General features: G+C 56.8%; 15 protein-coding genes. 12 read left to right on the forward strand and 3 right to left on the reverse strand.

Annotation, left to right across the window (positions count from 1 at the left end; translation table 11 throughout):
* Window positions 1-176: 176 nt before the first annotated feature.
* From IFT84_RS15100 to IFT84_RS15115, 4 genes are all read left to right on the forward strand, one after another.
* A complete protein-coding gene (locus IFT84_RS15100) occupies window positions 177-2,513 on the forward strand; it encodes an NADP-dependent malic enzyme (protein WP_446737608.1) in 2,337 nt (778 codons plus the stop codon).
* 177 nt (window positions 2,514-2,690) lie between these two features.
* Window positions 2,691-3,329, forward strand: coding sequence for a response regulator transcription factor (locus tag IFT84_RS15105; protein WP_192120810.1), 639 nt, complete (start codon window positions 2,691-2,693; stop codon window positions 3,327-3,329).
* A gap of 93 nt (window positions 3,330-3,422) precedes the next feature.
* Window positions 3,423-4,067 carry an acyl-homoserine-lactone synthase gene (locus IFT84_RS15110; RefSeq protein WP_192120813.1) on the forward strand — a complete coding sequence of 215 codons (645 nt, stop codon included), beginning with the start codon at window positions 3,423-3,425 and terminating at the stop codon, window positions 4,065-4,067.
* A gap of 165 nt (window positions 4,068-4,232) precedes the next feature.
* Entirely contained in the window at window positions 4,233-5,075 is an 843-nt protein-coding gene (locus tag IFT84_RS15115; RefSeq protein WP_192120815.1) for a hypothetical protein, read from the forward strand.
* On the opposite strand, the gene bluB is transcribed toward IFT84_RS15115, so the two are convergent.
* The gene (bluB, locus tag IFT84_RS15120; RefSeq protein WP_192120971.1) at window positions 5,059-5,757 is read right to left on the reverse strand and encodes a 5,6-dimethylbenzimidazole synthase; all 699 of its coding nucleotides are present in this window, start codon (window positions 5,755-5,757) and stop codon (window positions 5,059-5,061) included. The genes IFT84_RS15115 and bluB overlap by 17 nt on opposite strands.
* Window positions 5,758-5,896: 139 nt before the next feature.
* Here bluB and IFT84_RS15125 point away from each other — a divergent pair, with 139 nt between their 5' ends.
* Window positions 5,897-7,840 (forward strand): LTA synthase family protein, encoded by a 1,944-nt coding sequence (locus IFT84_RS15125; RefSeq protein WP_192120817.1) that lies wholly within the window; start codon window positions 5,897-5,899, stop codon window positions 7,838-7,840.
* A 108-nt stretch (window positions 7,841-7,948) separates the two neighbouring features.
* Here IFT84_RS15125 and IFT84_RS15130 read toward each other — a convergent pair whose 3' ends face one another.
* Window positions 7,949-8,323, reverse strand: coding sequence for a gamma-butyrobetaine hydroxylase-like domain-containing protein (locus IFT84_RS15130; protein WP_192120819.1), 375 nt, complete (start codon window positions 8,321-8,323; stop codon window positions 7,949-7,951).
* A gap of 204 nt (window positions 8,324-8,527) precedes the next feature.
* Here IFT84_RS15130 and moaA point away from each other — a divergent pair, with 204 nt between their 5' ends.
* The 4 genes from moaA (at window position 8,528) to mobB (ending at window position 11,733) form a co-directional block, all read left to right on the forward strand.
* A complete protein-coding gene (gene moaA, locus IFT84_RS15135; protein WP_192120973.1) occupies window positions 8,528-9,517 on the forward strand; it encodes a GTP 3',8-cyclase MoaA in 990 nt (329 codons plus the stop codon).
* 173 nt (window positions 9,518-9,690) lie between these two features.
* Complete coding sequence (locus IFT84_RS15140; protein WP_192120821.1) at window positions 9,691-10,599, forward strand: DMT family transporter; 909 nt, start codon at window positions 9,691-9,693, stop codon at window positions 10,597-10,599.
* 1 nt (window position 10,600) lies between these two features.
* On the forward strand, window positions 10,601-11,230 hold the full coding sequence (mobA, locus tag IFT84_RS15145) for a molybdenum cofactor guanylyltransferase MobA (RefSeq protein WP_192120823.1): 630 nt from the start codon (window positions 10,601-10,603) through the stop codon (window positions 11,228-11,230).
* On the forward strand, window positions 11,227-11,733 hold the full coding sequence (mobB, locus tag IFT84_RS15150) for a molybdopterin-guanine dinucleotide biosynthesis protein B (protein ID WP_192120825.1): 507 nt from the start codon (window positions 11,227-11,229) through the stop codon (window positions 11,731-11,733). The genes mobA and mobB overlap by 4 nt, the downstream gene beginning before the upstream one ends.
* Before the next feature lie 46 nt (window positions 11,734-11,779).
* Here the strand turns inward: mobB and IFT84_RS15155 are convergent, their stop codons facing one another.
* On the reverse strand, window positions 11,780-14,002 hold the full coding sequence (locus IFT84_RS15155) for an OmpA family protein (RefSeq protein ID WP_192120827.1): 2,223 nt from the start codon (window positions 14,000-14,002) through the stop codon (window positions 11,780-11,782).
* Window positions 14,003-14,270: 268 nt separating this feature from the next.
* On the opposite strand from IFT84_RS15155, the gene IFT84_RS15160 reads away from it, so the two are divergent.
* The 3 genes from IFT84_RS15160 to IFT84_RS15170 all read left to right on the forward strand — a co-directional run bounded on the left by IFT84_RS15160 (window position 14,271) and on the right by IFT84_RS15170 (window position 16,822).
* Entirely contained in the window at window positions 14,271-15,050 is a 780-nt protein-coding gene (locus tag IFT84_RS15160) for a transporter substrate-binding domain-containing protein (protein ID WP_192120829.1), read from the forward strand.
* A gap of 141 nt (window positions 15,051-15,191) precedes the next feature.
* A complete protein-coding gene (locus IFT84_RS15165; RefSeq protein WP_192120831.1) occupies window positions 15,192-15,995 on the forward strand; it encodes an ABC transporter permease in 804 nt (267 codons plus the stop codon).
* Window positions 15,992-16,822 carry an ABC transporter permease gene (locus IFT84_RS15170; protein WP_192120833.1) on the forward strand — a complete coding sequence of 277 codons (831 nt, stop codon included), beginning with the start codon at window positions 15,992-15,994 and terminating at the stop codon, window positions 16,820-16,822. Before IFT84_RS15165 ends, IFT84_RS15170 begins: the two co-directional genes overlap by 4 nt.
* The last annotated feature ends 26 nt before the right edge of the window (window positions 16,823-16,848 follow it).

A 16,848-nucleotide genomic window follows, 5' to 3' on the forward strand; every position in this document is an offset into this window, starting at 1 on the left:
GAAACACCTGTATTGTGAGACCCGAGCTATACCATGGGCCAACGTGCGGCCAAGGGGCCAATTGTGCTAACGCGACACATGTTGTGGCCCCGTGCGCGGCGCTGTGATCTGTACCCTTGCCGCTATTTGTGCAAGAAGGCTCAAAACCACTCAGACTTTGGATGGAATCAACCGGTATGACGAGCGAAACTTCAAAAACACCCGCCACCCCGCAGAACACTGTTCCGTCTGCCGGGGACATGGATGAGCAGGCGCTGTTTTTTCATCGCTACCCCTCGCCCGGAAAGCTGGAAATCCGTGCGACAAAGCCCCTTGGCAACCAGCGCGATCTCGCTCTGGCCTACTCGCCGGGTGTAGCAGCCCCTTGTCTTGCCATTCGTGATAACCCGGCTCTGGCTGCGGATTATACCTCCCGCGCCAATCTGGTAGCGGTTATTTCCAACGGCACCGCAGTGCTCGGGCTTGGCAATATCGGCCCTCTGGCATCCAAGCCGGTCATGGAAGGCAAGGCTGTTCTGTTCAAGAAGTTTGCCGGTATCGACGTCTTCGATATCGAAATCGATGCCGCTGGCGTCGACGATATGGTCAATGTTATTTCCGCGTTGGAGCCGACCTTCGGCGGCATCAATCTGGAAGATATCAAAGCGCCGGAATGCTTTGACGTAGAGCGGCGCCTGCGCGAAACCATGGACATTCCAGTGTTCCATGACGATCAGCATGGCACGGCCATTATCGTGGCGGCTGCGATCCTCAATGGACTGGATCTGGCTGGCAAGGACATTTCCAAGGTCAAGATCGTGGCATCCGGTGCGGGCGCAGCGGCACTTGCCTGCCTCAATCTGCTGGTCGCACTCGGTGCGGACCGCAGCAATATTTGGGTCCATGATATTGAAGGTCTCGTTTATGAGGGCCGCGAGGTTCTGATGGACCAGTGGAAGTCCGTTTACGCGCAGAACTCGGACAAACGCGTGCTGGCGGATAGCATCGGTGGCGCGGACGTGTTTCTCGGCCTGTCGGCGGCGGGTGTCCTGAAGCCCGAACTGCTGGCGCAGATGGCTGAGAAGCCGCTAATAATGGCACTGGCGAACCCAAATCCCGAAATCATGCCGGAGTTGGCGCGTGCAGCGCGGCCGGACGCCATGATCTGCACGGGTCGTTCGGACTTCCCAAATCAGGTCAACAATGTTCTCTGCTTCCCCTACATTTTCCGGGGCGCACTGGATTGCGGCGCGAGGACCATCAACGAAGAGATGAAGATGGCTGCCGTTCGCGCCATTGCATCGCTTGCGCGTGAAGAACCGTCCGACGTTGCGGCCCGCGCGTACACGACGGAAACGCCAGTCTTTGGACCGGATTATCTGATTCCTTCCCCGTTCGACCAGCGGTTGATTCTGCGTATCGCGCCTGCTGTTGCCAGAGCAGCAGCCGAAACCGGTGTCGCCAATCGCCCGATCGCGGACTACGACGCCTATCTCGACCAGTTGAACCGGTTCGTGTTCCGCTCCGGCTTCCTGATGAAGCCGATTTTTGCCGCCGCCAAGACGGCCGCGAAAAACAGGGTCATTTTTGCCGAAGGCGAAGACGAACGGGTGTTGCGCGCTGCACAGGTGCTGCTGGAAGAAGGCACGGCCCGTCCGATCCTGATTGGTCGCCCACAGATTATTGAAACCCGGTTGAAACGTTATGGTCTGCGCATCCGCCCGGATGCGGATTTTGAAGTCATCAACCCGGAAGGCGATCCGCGTTTCCGCGATTATGTCGATCAGTATTTCTCACTGGTAGGTCGCCTCGGCGTGACACCGGAAGCCGCCCGCACGATCGTGCGCACGAACCAGACAGTGATTGGTGCGCTGGCACTGCGTCGTGGGGAAGCCGATGCGCTGATCTGCGGTCTGGAAGGGCGCTATAGCAAGCATTTGCGCGATGTCTCCCAGATTATCGGCAAGCGCGACGGTGTGCTCGATTTTTCCGCTCTCAGCCTGTTGATCTCACAACGCGGCGCGACATTCTTCACCGATACCTATGTGAAGTTCGCGCCGACTGCGGAAGAAATTGCTGAAATGACCGTTATGGCCGCGCAGGAAATCCGCCGCTTTGGCATTACGCCTCGCGCAGCGCTTGTATCGCATTCAAACTTCGGTTCCCGGGACTCCGAAAGCGCATCCAAGATGCGTGCGGCGACCGAACTGGTGCGCAAGGTTGCGCCGGAGTTGGAAGCCGATGGTGAAATGCACGGCGATTCGGCTATTTCGGAAGTTTTGCGTAAGCGCGTCATGCCCAACAGCACGCTGTCCGGCGAAGCCAATCTGCTGGTTTTCCCGAATCTGGACGCAGCGAACATTACCCTCGGTGTCGTCAAAACCATGACGGACAGCTTGCATGTGGGACCCATTCTTCTTGGTGCTGCCCTGCCCGCCCATATTCTATCGCCTTCGGTGACGTCGCGTGGCGTGGTCAATATGGCAGCGCTCGCCGTGGTGGAAGCAACCCACCCCTACGAAGACGAGGCGTAAACGCTCACTTGGTTGTACTATAAAACTTTTACAATTCTGTACTTTACAAACCCCTGATGTACGGCGATGATCCCCTAATTTTACAGGGTAATCATTGTGCGTCATCAGGGGTTTTTTGACCTTCTGGATATTCTTGAACGTGAAGGCGCCGTTGGACCACAACGGTTTTTTTCGTTGATGCAGTCCATTTTTCCCGTGCGTGGCCTGTTGTACCTTGAAGCGCAGATTGGCTTTCAGGGGCTCAGGGCCGTGCGGCTCAGTCATACATTCGGTCCGCATGTCGAAGACATGTATCGAGCGCGCCGATTTTATCGGATCGACCCAGTTCTGAAACTGATGATGACGGGAATCCGCCCCATCAACTGGGAGGACGCACGCAGACGTTTTCCCGACAGCGAGCCCTTGTTTCGCACGCTGGAAAAACTAGATGTGCCAACACAAGGCATCTCCGTTCCCCTGCTGACGCGCTCGCCGCGCATAGCCCTGTTATCCATCAACGCCGACATGCAGGAGGCGGAGTGGCGCAGGTTTCTTCGCGCTCATCTTCGTGACCTCAGCTTTCTCGGTGCCATGTTTCATGCGGCCGAACAGGACAGGTTCGTTCCTCCTCTCGCAGGGACCCTGACGCTGCGAGAAAGCGAGGTTCTCCACTGGATAGCCGCCGGCAAGACCTATTGGGAAACGGCCAAGATACTCGGCATAACCGAGCGGACAGTCCGCTTTTTCATGACCAACGTCCGCGCGAAGCTGAATACTGCCACCAATTCCCAAGCCGTTGCCCAAGCCACCGCCACCGGTCTACTAACCATTCCTTAAATCCTAGATTGTTATTTTTACCTGTCACTACCGTCAGTTACATTTTTATCAAGAATTAGCGATGTCCTCCGGGTTTCTAACAGGAGAACCCCTATGATTTTAGTATGCGATTCGTCCAACAAACTGGCTCATCTTGCCGAGCTCAACTCCATGTTCCGTCTTCGATACCGTGTTTTCCATGAGCTGCTTCAGTGGGACGTTTCGGTGCAGGAGGGATGGGAAATTGACGACTATGATGGAAACAATCCCATCTACGTTCTGTCGCTGGACCCAACCACCCGTGCGGTGCGCGGCGCCTTGCGGCTGCTTCCAACATCCGGGCCGAACATGTTGAACAACACGTTCCCCGTGCTTTTGGGCGGAAAGCCGCCGATACACTCAGGCACCATCTGGGAGTCCAGCCGGTTCTGTATCGACCCGGAAATCACGCAGAATCGCGGTTCCAATCACGTCACACTTGCGGCAGCGGAATTGATGTGTGGTGTAGGCGCTTTGTCGCTTGCCAAAGGGGTCCACAACGTCGTGACGGTTACCGACGTGTTCCTGGAGCGCATGTTTAGGCGCATGGGCTGCCCGGGCACACGCATCGGCAATCCGGTTCGCATCGGCACCGTCGATGCCGTCGCAATCGACTGGCCGGTGACACAGACGATGCTGTCCACTATGAAGGTGCTTGCTGGAATTGATGGCGACATAGTTGCTCCGCTGGATGAACAACCGGTATCTGTTGCGGCTTAAGACAGTTTGTACACTGATAACAGCCGCTGCCGGGGACATGCACCCGGCAGCGGCGAAATTGACCTTTACAACCACACGCACTATCAGAAGCACCAGTATTGGACCCAGTGTAGCCATGTTTTGCGGCTAACAGCGGGACAATCTATTCTGGTTTGAGGTCTGCCTGTGTCACCCCAGTTCGGTTCCGCCGCCCTTCTGCTTTTCCTGCTTGCAGCTGGCTCCGCTGTTGCGCAAGACGCAAATCTGTGTGCTCGCCTCAACCAGCGTTTGGCCAGCGCGCCGCAAACCTACGAGATCGACCCCACCTCTGCGCGGCTCGACCGTCAACTCAACGATCAATTGCGGGCACTGCGCAGCGCACGGTCAGATCTGCGCCGGTATGGTTGCAGTGGTGAGCGTGGCGACCTCTACGATGACTATGCCTCCGACCGCCAGTGCATGATGCTTGAGGATGAAGTGCTGGCATTGCAGGATCGCGTAGCCGATCTCCAGCAGTCGCGTCGGGACGATCTGCGCTCCCGGGCAGGTTCGAATGAAGGTGATCTTGTCCGCTCGCGGGTACTGGCTGCGCTACGTGCCAATGGCTGCGCCATTGAAGGCGTGCCACAGCGCGAGGTCAGCAATCCGCCCAAGATGTATGGCAACACGCCTAAGGCGCTGCGCGAACAAAGCCCAAGTGTGATCACCGTGCCAACGCCTAGTCCCAAAACAGAACCAACAACGACAGTCACGGCGCCTGCTCAGCCCCCAAAGTCAGAACAGCCCGTAGCGCCGGAAGCACTCCCGGCCCCAAAGGCCCCAACGGCCCGCGTTCCCTCCGCAGCTCTGCCCCCGGCATCTGCGACACCAGCAAAGCCCCAGCCAACGCCGCCAGCGGTGGTGACGGCCACACCGGCACCGGAACAACCGGCACGCCCCTACGACCCTTCAAAAGCAAATGTGCGCGTGGTCGGCCCCACATTCCTGCCACCAAACGAAAAAGCGATCGATCTCAAGAACCCGAAGTAGGTTTGCTATTCCAGCGATCCTGAAACACCAGATCGTTCAGATCCAGTCTCTGCCGCCATCCTTTCAAGGCAAGTTCCGGCTCTTCGTAGAGTTGATCTACGAAACCGACGCACAGCCAGGCGACGATCTCGACATGATCGGGGATACCCAGCACCGCCTTCACGTCATCCTCGTGGAAAATGCTGACCCAACCGACCCCGACACCTTCGGCCCGCGCGGCAAGCCATAGATTTTGGACGGCACAGACGGTCGAGTAAACATCCATACGTGGATTGTGCGTTCGCCCCAGCACCACCTCGCCGCCCCGGGTGGGGTCGCACGTCACACAGAGGCTCAAGGGCGCTTTGCGGATGCCTTCCAGCTTGAGACTGCGATAGAGCGCCTGGGCCTCGCCGGTAAACAAGCGTGCCGCTTCGGCGTTGGCCTTTGAAAAAGCCGTATGAACCTGCTCCAGCAACGCCTTGTCGCGCACGACGATAAAGTTCCATGGCTGCATGAAGCCCACGGATGGCGCCTGGTGGGCGGCCTCCAGCAAACGGCGCAGCACATCGTCCGGGATCGGATCGCCCCGAAACTGGTCGCGAACATCACGCCGCGACTGAATTGCGCGATAAACCGCATCCCGGTCGTCGGCGTCGAAAGCAGAAACGGCAACCAGCCTGTCATTTGTGTCTTTGATCATGACGAGCGCTATGGCCCGGATGGTGCGCTGGTGCAACATTCTTTGCCAGCTCTTGCGCAATCCAGTGCCTTGGGAGGGGAAAACGACCATTCATGCTCTGTTCAACATGACGCCAATATGACATCCCTGTAACACTTTTATGAAACCGGAGGTGGCCTTGGCGCTCGCACATACCGGAGCCAGCACGGTCTCCCAACCAACAGCCTCAGTTGCGCAATCCCGGCGCTTTCCCATTGCTATCGATGGGTTCCAGACCGGTCGCACACTGCTTGTTTCGTTGCTGATCGCACTTTTTCTCGTGTTTGCCATCGAATCGATCTCCCGTTCCTCGATGATCGCTGCGGGCCATTACCTTCTGGACGCAACCAAACCGGGCTGGACGACGGTCGGGCTGTTCTTCCTGTTGATCGTCGCGCTGGACGCTCTTCTTGGTCGCACGCACAAGGCAGCCCTGCTGCTCGGCCCGCTCGCTCTCATCCCCGCCTTCATGTCGCAACAGAAGCAACTGTACCTGTCGGACCCCCTTTACCCCACGGATTTTCTGTTCGGCCGTCAGTTGATGGAGTTGATGCCGGTGCTGGTGAAAGACCGGCCATGGACTGCTGTTTTCATTGTTTTGACGTTGATCGCAGCGATCGCCTGTCTGATCTGGACGCTGCGGTTTGCGTGGCGTAATTTTCCAAAAATGTCCTACCGTCAACGCGCTTTTCGACTGCTGCTGACGGTCCCTTTGCTGGTGACCTTCTTTTCCCTCATGGATTACAATCAGTTTTCATGGGCGCGGGATCGTTTGCAAATCATTCCCATGATGTACGACCAGAAGGAGAACTATACGCACAACGGGTTTGTTCTGGCCTTTGCGTTTAACCTGCCCATGGCAACGGTTGCCGCCCCTTCAGGCTATTCCGCTGACGCGATCGGCCGTATCGATGAAGGCCCGGTTGCACCGGTGACGTTTTTTGAAGACAAGCCGGATGTCATCATGGTCATGAGCGAATCCTTCTGGGACCCGACCCGGCTTCCAAACGTCAAATTTTCTGCCGATCCCATGCCGACTGTCCGCAAGCAGCAGTCCGGCACGATGTTTTCGCCGGAATTTGGCGGCATGACTGCGAACGTAGAGTTCGAGGCGTTGACCGGCTTTTCAAACGCATTTCTGCCCTATGGCAGCATCCCCTATCAGCAATATGTGCGCCGCTCGGTGCCGTCACTTGCCACCTTCTTTAAAGGTGAGGGTTACGAGACGGCCGCCATGCATCCGTTCGGGGGCTGGTTCTGGAACCGGAATTCCGTCTATTCTGCCTTCGGCTTTGACAAGTTTCTGTCCGCTGACGACATGCCACAGATCGAGAAGCGCGGCACCTTTGCCTCTGATGCCGGTTTGATGCGGGAAATCATGCAGACAGCCGACGCCTCCAACGGCCCGGTGTTCTACTTTGCCGTAACGTTGCAAGGCCACGGCCCCTACGAGGCGAACCGGTATCCCGACAGCAAGATGACGGTGGACGCAAACATCCCCGATGCCGACAAGGCAACCCTTGCTAGCTACGCACAGGGCATAAAAGACGCCGATGATGGCCTGAAAACGCTGATGCGCTGGGCAAAGAAACGTGACCGCGAGACCATTCTGGTTTTCTTCGGCGATCACCTGCCCCCACTGGGCAACCCCTATGTTTCCACGGGTTTCATGAACGACCCGACCGCCGAGCGCAAAGGGCCGCTGGCACAGATGAAGGTGCAGCACGAAACGCCGCTTGTTGTCTGGTCCAGCCGGACGGGCGCACAGAACATCGGAACCACCAGCCCTGCGTTCCTGCCCTACCACATTCTCAAACTGGCCAACTTCCAGCACCCGTTCTACACAGAGTATCTCGGCAAGGTGCATGATAAGATTTCCGTCATTGACCGGTACATGCTGGTCGGGCGGGATGAGACGGTCACCACCGATTGGACACGCGCGAAAACCGTTGACCCGTTGATCCGTGATTATCGCTACCTGCAATATGATGCGATGTTTGGCAAACAGGCAGGTCTTGAACGGTTCTTCCCGTCACATGCGGACATGATGCGCAGCGGTAGCTAGAGCATTTCCAGGAAAAGTGGAATCACTTTCACGCCAGGACAATGCGACAAAACAAGATGTTAGAGCAGTTCCGGCGAACGTATGTTCGCTGGAACTGCTGTGGAATTTTCACCGGGGTTTTTCGGAGCGGTCGCGGGTCATCCCTTTCGCGGCCAGCTCGGCTTCGTAGGCTGCAAAACGCTCCCGCCCCTGCTCCCCAAGCTCCCGCAGAAAGCTCCAGGTGTAAATGCCGGTATCGTGCATATCGTCAAAGCCGATGCGCACGGCGTAATTGCCCATGGCCACCACCGAGATGATCTCGACAGTGCGCTTGCCCGGCACCGTCACGCGCTGGCCCGGCCCATGGCCCTGGACCTCGGCTGAAGGAGAAAGCACCCGTAGCATCTCTGCAGGCAGTTCCGCCACGACCCCATCCTGAAATGTGACCTTGAGGTTTCGGCGATCTTTCGTCACACGGAGTTCCGTCGGCCATGGTGCGGTCATGTTGAAAGTGTCCTTCATGCAGTCCTGTACATGCGTTATAGTCGCAATCAAGCCTTGACGAAACCGTCTTCGGTCACAACATTGGACGCTTAAACGCGGAGATTTTGTTTGAACACGCACATCAATCCATTGGCGCAGATCAGGGCGCTCAACGCGCGTGGCATACCAGTGATTGGGCCAGTGATTGGGCCAGCGATTGGGCCGATGATAGACCCGTTCGGGCGTTCGGTCAGCTACTTGCGTGTTTCGGTTACCGATCGGTGTGATTTCCGCTGCACCTATTGCATGTCTGAACACATGAATTTTCTGCCGAAGAAAGACCTTCTGACCCTGGAAGAGCTGGAGCGCCTCTGTCTGGCGTTTATCGCCAAGGGCGTGCGCAAGCTGCGCCTGACCGGCGGTGAGCCGTTGGTACGCAAGAATATCATGCAGTTGGTGCGCACGCTGGGACGCAGCGTTCATGATGGCAGGCTGGAAGAGCTGACATTGACCACCAACGGGTCACAGCTTGCCCGTTACGCCGCGGAACTTGCGGAATGCGGGGTGCGTCGCATCAATGTATCGATGGACACGCTGGACCCGGATAAATTCCGCGCCATAACCCGCTGGGGGGATCTGGCAAAGGTCATGGACGGCATAGATGCGGCGCGAGATGCGGGCATTGCAGTCAAGATCAATGCGGTTGCTTTGAAGGGGTTTAACGAGGACGAAATCCCCGACATGATCCGCTGGGCGCATGGCCGCCGCATGGATATGACGCTGATTGAGACGATGCCGATGGGCGAGATCGAGGAAGACCGCACGGACCGTTATCTGCCTCTTTCGCTGGTACAGCAGCGGCTGGAGGAGCAGTTCACGCTCAAAAATATCCCCTACAAGACGGGTGGCCCGGCTCGCTATTTCGGCATTGCGGAAACCGGCGGACGTCTTGGACTGATTACGCCGATGACGCATAATTTTTGCGAAAGCTGTAATCGGGTCCGGCTTACCTGCACCGGCACACTCTATATGTGCCTTGGACAGAACGACGCGGCGGATTTGCGCAGTGTGATGCGGCAAAGCGATGACGACATGGTTTTGGCGAAAGCGATTGATGAGGCTATTGCCCGCAAGCCAAAGGGTCATGATTTCATCATAGACCGCACACACAATCGGCCTGCTGTTTCGCGCCACATGAGTGTTACCGGCGGCTAAAATTCACACGTCAAATCAGGCGGATTTTGCTAGACGCCGTGCGTCCATTCGGACGTGCGAACGTCGCTCTAAATCCTTTAATCAATGCATAAGGCGTTCCGAAAATGCATTTCGATTTTCGGGACGATGCTGTAGGTCTCTCACGGGGGGCAATGCGAATCAAGGCTTGAACAATGCAGCTCGGACACAATGCAAAAGGTGCTCTTTTTATGATGAGCGCCATGGCTGCCTTTGCAGTGAACGATGCTGCGGTCAAAGCAATGACCGCATCCCTGAATGTTGGCCAGATCATGTTTGTTCGCGGCATTTTCACCACGCTCCTATTGTTCGTGGTTGCCTGGCGTCTTGGAGCGCTGCGTCCGGTTCGTGCGGTTGCCAGCACCGCACTCACCCTGCGCATATTTGGTGAAGTTTGCGCGGCGATTACCAACATCTATGTTTTGAAGCACATGCAGCTTGCCAACGCCTCCGCCATTTTGCAGGCTTTGCCGCTTGCCGTCACGTTGGGAGCAGCGCTGTTTCTGGCAGAACCGGTCGGATGGCGGCGATGGCTGGCAATTGCTGTCGGCTTTGCGGGTGTCTTGATCATCGCGCGCCCGGGCCCGGAAGGCTTTACGATGGTCTCGCTGGCAGCCATAGCCACAGTGCTGTTTGCTGCTTTACGAGATCTGGCAACCAAACGGGTAGACCCGGCTTTGCCATCGATGTTCGTGACCGTGCTGACCAGCGCAGCCATCACAGCCGCTGGCGGGGCGCTAATGATACCGATGGGTGGCTGGCAACCGATGCATGGTGATGTGATTCTTTTGATATGCATATCCGGCTTGGTGGTTTCGCTGGGCTATCACTGCATCATCGTTGCCATGCGCACCGGCGAAATCTCCTTCATTGCTCCCTTCCGCTATACGGGACTGGTGTGGTCTATTACGCTGGGAGTCGTGTTCTTTGGCGAAGTCCCGGATGGCTATATGCTTCTGGGTCTCACGATTGTAGTTTGCTCCGGCCTCTATGCCTTTTATCGTGAAAACAAGCGCCGGGTTGACCCGGTGGCGCAGGAATCCATACCGCAAACGAGCCGCTGAGATGTCACATGATACCCGCAACCGAACCAACCTGCCCGCTGTGGTTCTGGCAGGTGGTCGCTCCCTGCGGATGGGGCAGCCAAAGGCTGATGTGCTGTTGTGTGGCAAGCCTCTGATTTCGCAAGTCCTAACGCGCCTTGTCCCTCAGGTGGACGCTGTGGCCATCAACCACAACGGACCGATTGCTACGCCACTGCCGCCGGACATTGACCGATTTGAAGATACCATACCGGGGTTTCTGGGTCCGTTGGCTGGCATTGCCTCTGCCCTTCTTTACACACGACAGTCTCATCCGGAGGCTACGCATGTGCTGACTGTGCCCATCGATACCCCATTTTTCCCGACCGATCTTGCCGCACGATTGAACATGGGCCTTGATTCTGCCGATCAAATTGCAGTGGCGTGGTCCGGGGGCAATCTGCATCCGATCTTCGGGCTATGGCCCGTATCGATTTCGAGCGTGCTGGAAGACTTCGTAAGACATGACGAGAAACGACGGGTACGAGCTTTTCTCGCGCAGCACGATACGAAATATGTGCAGTTTCCAGTGATCGATGGAGATGATCCATTCTTCAATATCAACAGCCCGGAGGATCTTCGGACCGCAGAACAAAGGCTACAAGCGCCATGACACAGCGCGTTTTCGGTATTTCCGGGTGGAAAAACTCAGGCAAAACCAGCTTGACCACACGCCTGGTCAGCGAACTGACACGGCGCGGTTACAGCGTTTCCACGATCAAGCATGCCCACCATGATTTCGATATCGACAAGCCGGGTGCCGATAGCTTTCGCCATCGCCAAGCGGGTGCGCGCGAAGTTGCCATCGTATCGGGAGCACGCTTTGCAATCATGCATGAACTGCGTAATGCGCCAGAGCCATCGCTCGACGACATTCTATCGCGCCTGGCACCGTGCGACCTGGTGTTGATCGAAGGCTACAAGAAGGAACCGATTGCAAAAATCGAAACGCGCCGCCTGCAATCCTCAAGCCGGACGCCTCTGTATCGCGATGATCCCTCGATTGTCGCGATTGCAGCGGATCATGCGGTGCCGGATAGTGCCATCCCGGTTTTCAATCTGGACGACACCGTAGCGATCACCAATTTCATCGAAAAGGCGACCCATCTTAAATGAAGGGTCCCGGCTTCATGACCATCACGAAGCCGGGACCCGTTGCCAGTTACTTTTGTGCCGGACGAACCAACGCCGTTACACGGCGGATGGTGACACGACGATTGGCCTGTTCAGCAGTCTGAGTGCGCACTTTCAGGAAGCGCTCACCATAGCCTTGCGTCACCAGATTTTCTGCCGGAATACCGTAAACTTCCGTCAGGAGAACCGCGACCGATTCGGCACGCTGGTCGGACAGCACCAGATTGGATTGGTCGGAACCAACCGCATCCGTATGACCTTCAATCAGGAAGGTTTCACCGGGGTCTTTTTTCAAGACCTCGTTGATGGCCTCACCAACCTTGCGCAGGGTCTTTGCCTGTTGCAGAGGAACCTCGGCACTGCCGGTCGCGAACGTGATCGTATCAAGGTCGATACGACGAACCTTGTCTCGCAGACGAGCCGAGTACTTCACTTCATCGATGGAATAGACCCGCTCAACCCGCTCAACCGGGGGCTCGGCCAGAAATTCGTAGTAATCCCGGTCGTTCGAGCTTGACGTGTCGATGATGTAGTCCCGCACTGGTACTGTGAGGCGCATGGGTGGCAGGTCATAGCCCGGATCGCGATAGTAGGACGGCTCACGATCCTCCATTTCCGGTGCATAGGTGAGCAAGTACTCGCGACCTCGACGGTCAATGCGAGAGCGCTGGACCGTATCGCCATAACGATCATAGACGGTAACGATCCGAGAGCCGTCAGGCTTCACGATCGTTTCACGCGTCCGGCCGCGCGGCAGCTCTTCGTAAAACGAATCGTCCGAATCCCTTCGCAGTCTTGGGCGATCATCACCGCGAACAATCAAACGGTCATCGACCTTCAGGACTGTGCGGTTATCCACCTGGCTCTGTACCACAACGGTATTGACGGTGGTGTTCGTCACATTGTTGTTGGTCACCGTGTTGTTGTTGACGGTGTTGTTCGTCGTCGTATTGTTGACGGTGTTGTTGTTGATCACCGTTCCACCAGCCTGCGCCGGAACCGCGAACACCGGTGCGGCTTCGAGCCTCTGGCCCTTTTCCGTCAGACCCTCCTGTACATTGGCACTGATTGCCTTTGCCTCGGCTGGCTTGATGGTAACCTGCGCATCCGCATCTGTCTTTGGCGGTGGTGCAGCCTTTTCCTGTGCCCGTTGCTCCTGCCGCTCGCGGCGTCCCTCTGCACCACGGGCATTGTCCGCATCCTTGTCACTGTCCAGAACGGCGGCACCGTTTTCGACAGGCAGGACGACTGTTTCGGTGGTTTTTGCGGGGTCCTGAGCGATTGTCTGCTTCTCTGCCTCCGTCTGCTGCTCAACAATCGGTTGAACCGGTGCTGGCTGTGCGGCCTGATCCGCCGGTGCCGCTGGTTCGCCCGGTGCCGGTTCTGGCACGGGCGCTTCACCCGTCGCAGGAACCTGTTCTTGTGCCGGTGCTTCCGGGGAAGGTGTCGGCACAGGTGCCGTCTGTGGTTCTGCTGTCTGTTCTTCACCCTGTGGCGCGGCGGCGTTGTCGTCTACGGCCTTCTGCTCCTGCGGCGTTACAGCCTCGGGTTCTGCTGCTTTTTCGGCGGCAGAGGCGGCTTTTTTGGCCGCACGCTCTTCTTCAGCCTGCCGCTCTGCTGCAGCCTTCGTTTCCTCGTCAGCGCGGCTCTGTGCCGCCTGGTCCTCGGCTGCCTTTTCAGCTTCTTTGGCAGCCTTTTTGCTCACGGCTTGCTGGTCAGCCTGAGCCTGCGCTTCAGCCGCCGCCTTGGCAGCCTCATCAGCCTGCTTTTGCTGAGCCTGCGCCTCATCGGCAGCTTTTTGTGCCTCGTCAGCAGCTTGTTGCTCCGCCTTGGCCTGAGCTTCGGCTTCCGCCTGTGCGGCACGTTGCTGTTCGGCGTCAGCTTCGGCCTTCGCGGCCTCTTTTGCGGCCTGCTTTTCGGCGGCAGCCTGTGCGGCGGCGGCTTCATCGGCGGCGCGTTGCTGTTCTGCGGCTTCGGCCTGGGCAGCCCGGGCCGCTTCGTCATCAGCCTTCTGCTGGGCAGCGGCCTGCGCCTCGGACGCCTGCTGTTCCTGTCGGCGACGCTCCTCTTCAGCCTGCGCTTCCGCAGCACCATCGTCCTGTTGTGCAGGTTCTGCCTGTGGCGCAGCTTCTTCGGCCTGCGCGACCTCAAACGAACGTGTTTGTGCCGCAGCCAAAATCGGTTGAGCAATCAGCGCCACGGTCAATACGGGCATGGCCACAGTGCCCAGCAATTTGGATCGTAGTGTCATATAAAGTCCTCGCTCTGGACGCTGCCTGTGTGTAGCAACGCCACAATCGTCACCTGCGTAATCAATTCGCCATTAACCAGCGATGAATAGATGGCTTAGATAGGCTGGTAGAATCGTGGGTCCAGCCCCTAAAATAATATTGGGCATACAGTTGATTTTTCCCGCAAAAATCAAAACTATACCAACCATAGCGGAGCGCGGCGCTCCGTAACGACTGGGCCGGTCGACAACAAAAAGAATCGCCGGTACCAAACAGAGAGGACACATCATGCGCATTTCCAAAAGCCTGCTGCTGGCTGCATCAGCAGCTTATCTGGCATTTGCCAGCGGCCCATCGGCGGCTGAAACCCTGACCATTGCCAGTGAGGGCGCCTATCCTCCTTTCAACGTTCTGCAGACTGATGGCACAATGACCGGTTTCGATATCGACATTGCAAAAGCCGTCTGTGACGAGATGAAGGTCGAGTGCAAAATCGTTTCGCAGGAGTGGGACGGCGCCATCCCTGCGCTCGATGCAGGCAAGTTCGATGCCTATGTTGCTTCCATGTCCATTACGGACGAACGCAAGCAGAAGGTCGATTTCTCCGCCAAATATTACAATACACCACCCGCAATCGTAGTTGCCAAGGATTCCGACCTGACGGACGCGACCGAAGAGACATTATCCGGCAAGACACTGGGTGCACAGTCCTCCACATCGCACTCCAACTATGTTGAAAAGCATTTTTCCAAATCGGAACTGAAGCTCTACCCAACGTCGGATGAATACAAGCTGGACCTGTCCAACGGCCGAATCGACGGCATTGTTGACGACATTGTCGTGCTGTCCGAGTGGTTGAAGACGCCCGATGGCGAAGCCTGCTGCAAGCTTTTGAAAGTTCTGCCTGTCGATCCGATCATCAACGGAAACGGCGCTGGCATCGCGGTCAAGAAAGGCAACACGGCACTGGCGGAGCGCTTCACAAAGGCAATTGCCGCGTTGCGCGAGAACGGCAAATACAAGGAAATCAACGATAAGTATTTCTCGTTTGATGCCTATGGCGAATAAGACATTCTAATTTATTGGTAACTGCTGTATTGACCGTTTAAAATACCATGGCGGAAGGCTTGCTCTTCCGCCATTTTTGTTTGAGATAGGAACAAGAATAAAAGCGACCTCGGCAATCATGAGGCGCGGGAGCAAGTTGGCATGAGCGGAATGATAACCGCTGTTTCATCGTTATTGGCGACGTTGGGCGCTGTGCTGGATCCGCTGTGCGGACATTTCGGGCTGTTCACCTGGCTTGCCTCCGATACGCTGCTCGCCTGCGGCGATACCGGCTGGGGCGATGAGATTGCCGGAGGCGTCTGGATCACTGCAACGCTTGCCCTCGCAACGCTTCCGGTCGGCCTGATGATCGGGTTTTGTATTGCGTTAGCAAAGCAATCGGACGAGCCCTCTTTGCGCCGCGCTGCCAATATCTACACGACGATCTTTCGCGGTCTTCCGGAACTGTTGACACTCTTCATTGTCTATTATGGTCTGCAAATTCTGGCGCAGCGTTTTCTGGCTAGTCTGGGCTATACCGGAGCTGTCGAGATCAATACCTTTTTTGCCGGAATGATTGCACTGGGCGTGGTGTTTTCGGCCTATTGTTCGGAGGTACTGACGTCAGCATTTCAGGCAATCCCGCGTGGACAATATGAGGCCGGTGATGCGCTGGGTCTGCCGCGCAGACGCACCATGCGGCTCATCATCCTGCCGCAACTCATCCGGATTGCCCTGCCCGGTCTCGGCAATTTGTGGATGGCGCTTTTGAAAGATACCGCTCTGGTGTCCGTCATCGGCCTTCCGGATATTCTCCGCCAAACACAGGTCGCAGCGCGCGTGACCAAACAGGCATTCGGCTTCTTTACCCTGTCCTGCGCGTTGTTTCTGGTGCTGGCTATGCTGTCGTCAATACTGTTTTCGGCGCTTGAGCGGCGATCCAAGCGTGCGGAGGCAACCCGTTGAGTCACCGCGAAGTCTTGCTGCCAGCTCTTCCGCCGCCGCCCGCGCCACCGCGCCCCTACACATGGTCGCGGTTTATCGGCAGTGTTTCCATGGGCGTATGGCTTGCCGTGGTGGTCGGGCTTTTCCTCATGATCGTCAACGGCTGGGATCCAGAGAAATTCGCGCGTTATGGTCCGAGCTACCTGACGGGCCTTCGGACGACGCTTGTTCTCGTTGCCATTTCAATTCTGGCCGGCGCGGTCCTGTCGTTCCCGATTGCCTTTGCGAGAATGAGCAAAAGCCGGATTCTGTCATCGCTGGCTTACGCCTATGTCTATTTCTTCCGCGGCACCCCGATGATCATGCAGTTGTTCCTGATCTATTACGGACTGGGAAGCTTTCGGCCGCAGTTGGAAAGCATCGGTCTTTGGTGGTTCTTCCGCGAGGCATGGAACTGTGCGCTGCTGACTTTCACCTTGAATACCGCAGCCTATCAGGCCGAAATTCTGCGGGGTGCCATTGGCAGCGTGGGTCGCGGACAGCATGAAGCGGCTTCGTCTCTTGGCCTCTCCACGCTCGTATCGTTCTTCAAGATTATCATGCCGCAGGCGATGATCGTGGCTTTACGCCCCTACGGCAACGAGATCATTTTGATGATCAAAGGATCAGCCATCGTTGCCATCGTCACCGTGTTCGATCTGATGGGTGAAACCCGTAGAGCCTTTTCGCGGACCTTCGATTATCAGATGTATCTCTGGGCTGCGATTTTGTATCTCATCCTCGTAGAACTTCTCCGAAATCTTTGGGTGCTTCTGGAAAACCGTTTAACCCGTCATCTGAAACGCTAAATCTTGGTTCCTGTCCAAGGCATTTT

Source organism: Rhizobium sp. CFBP 8762 (assembly GCF_014841565.1).
Taxonomy (GTDB): domain Bacteria; phylum Pseudomonadota; class Alphaproteobacteria; order Rhizobiales; family Rhizobiaceae; genus CFBP-8762.

What these genes read in the sequence shown, in the direction of transcription:
- IFT84_RS15100 (WP_446737608.1), top strand. Translation starts at nt 177, where the DNA reads ATGACGAGCGAAACTTCAAAAACACCCGCCACCCCGCAGAACACTGTT.
- IFT84_RS15105 (WP_192120810.1), top strand. Translation starts at nt 2,691, where the DNA reads ATGCAGTCCATTTTTCCCGTGCGTGGCCTGTTGTACCTTGAAGCGCAG.
- IFT84_RS15110 (WP_192120813.1), top strand. Translation starts at nt 3,423, where the DNA reads ATGATTTTAGTATGCGATTCGTCCAACAAACTGGCTCATCTTGCCGAG.
- bluB (WP_192120971.1), bottom strand. Translation starts at nt 5,757, where the DNA reads ATGATCAAAGACACAAATGACAGGCTGGTTGCCGTTTCTGCTTTCGAC.
- IFT84_RS15125 (WP_192120817.1), top strand. Translation starts at nt 5,897, where the DNA reads ATGAAACCGGAGGTGGCCTTGGCGCTCGCACATACCGGAGCCAGCACG.
- IFT84_RS15130 (WP_192120819.1), bottom strand. Translation starts at nt 8,323, where the DNA reads ATGACCGCACCATGGCCGACGGAACTCCGTGTGACGAAAGATCGCCGA.
- moaA (WP_192120973.1), top strand. Translation starts at nt 8,528, where the DNA reads ATGATAGACCCGTTCGGGCGTTCGGTCAGCTACTTGCGTGTTTCGGTT.
- IFT84_RS15140 (WP_192120821.1), top strand. Translation starts at nt 9,691, where the DNA reads ATGCAGCTCGGACACAATGCAAAAGGTGCTCTTTTTATGATGAGCGCC.
- mobA (WP_192120823.1), top strand. Translation starts at nt 10,601, where the DNA reads ATGTCACATGATACCCGCAACCGAACCAACCTGCCCGCTGTGGTTCTG.
- mobB (WP_192120825.1), top strand. Translation starts at nt 11,227, where the DNA reads ATGACACAGCGCGTTTTCGGTATTTCCGGGTGGAAAAACTCAGGCAAA.
- IFT84_RS15155 (WP_192120827.1), bottom strand. Translation starts at nt 14,002, where the DNA reads ATGACACTACGATCCAAATTGCTGGGCACTGTGGCCATGCCCGTATTG.
- IFT84_RS15160 (WP_192120829.1), top strand. Translation starts at nt 14,271, where the DNA reads ATGCGCATTTCCAAAAGCCTGCTGCTGGCTGCATCAGCAGCTTATCTG.
- IFT84_RS15165 (WP_192120831.1), top strand. Translation starts at nt 15,192, where the DNA reads ATGAGCGGAATGATAACCGCTGTTTCATCGTTATTGGCGACGTTGGGC.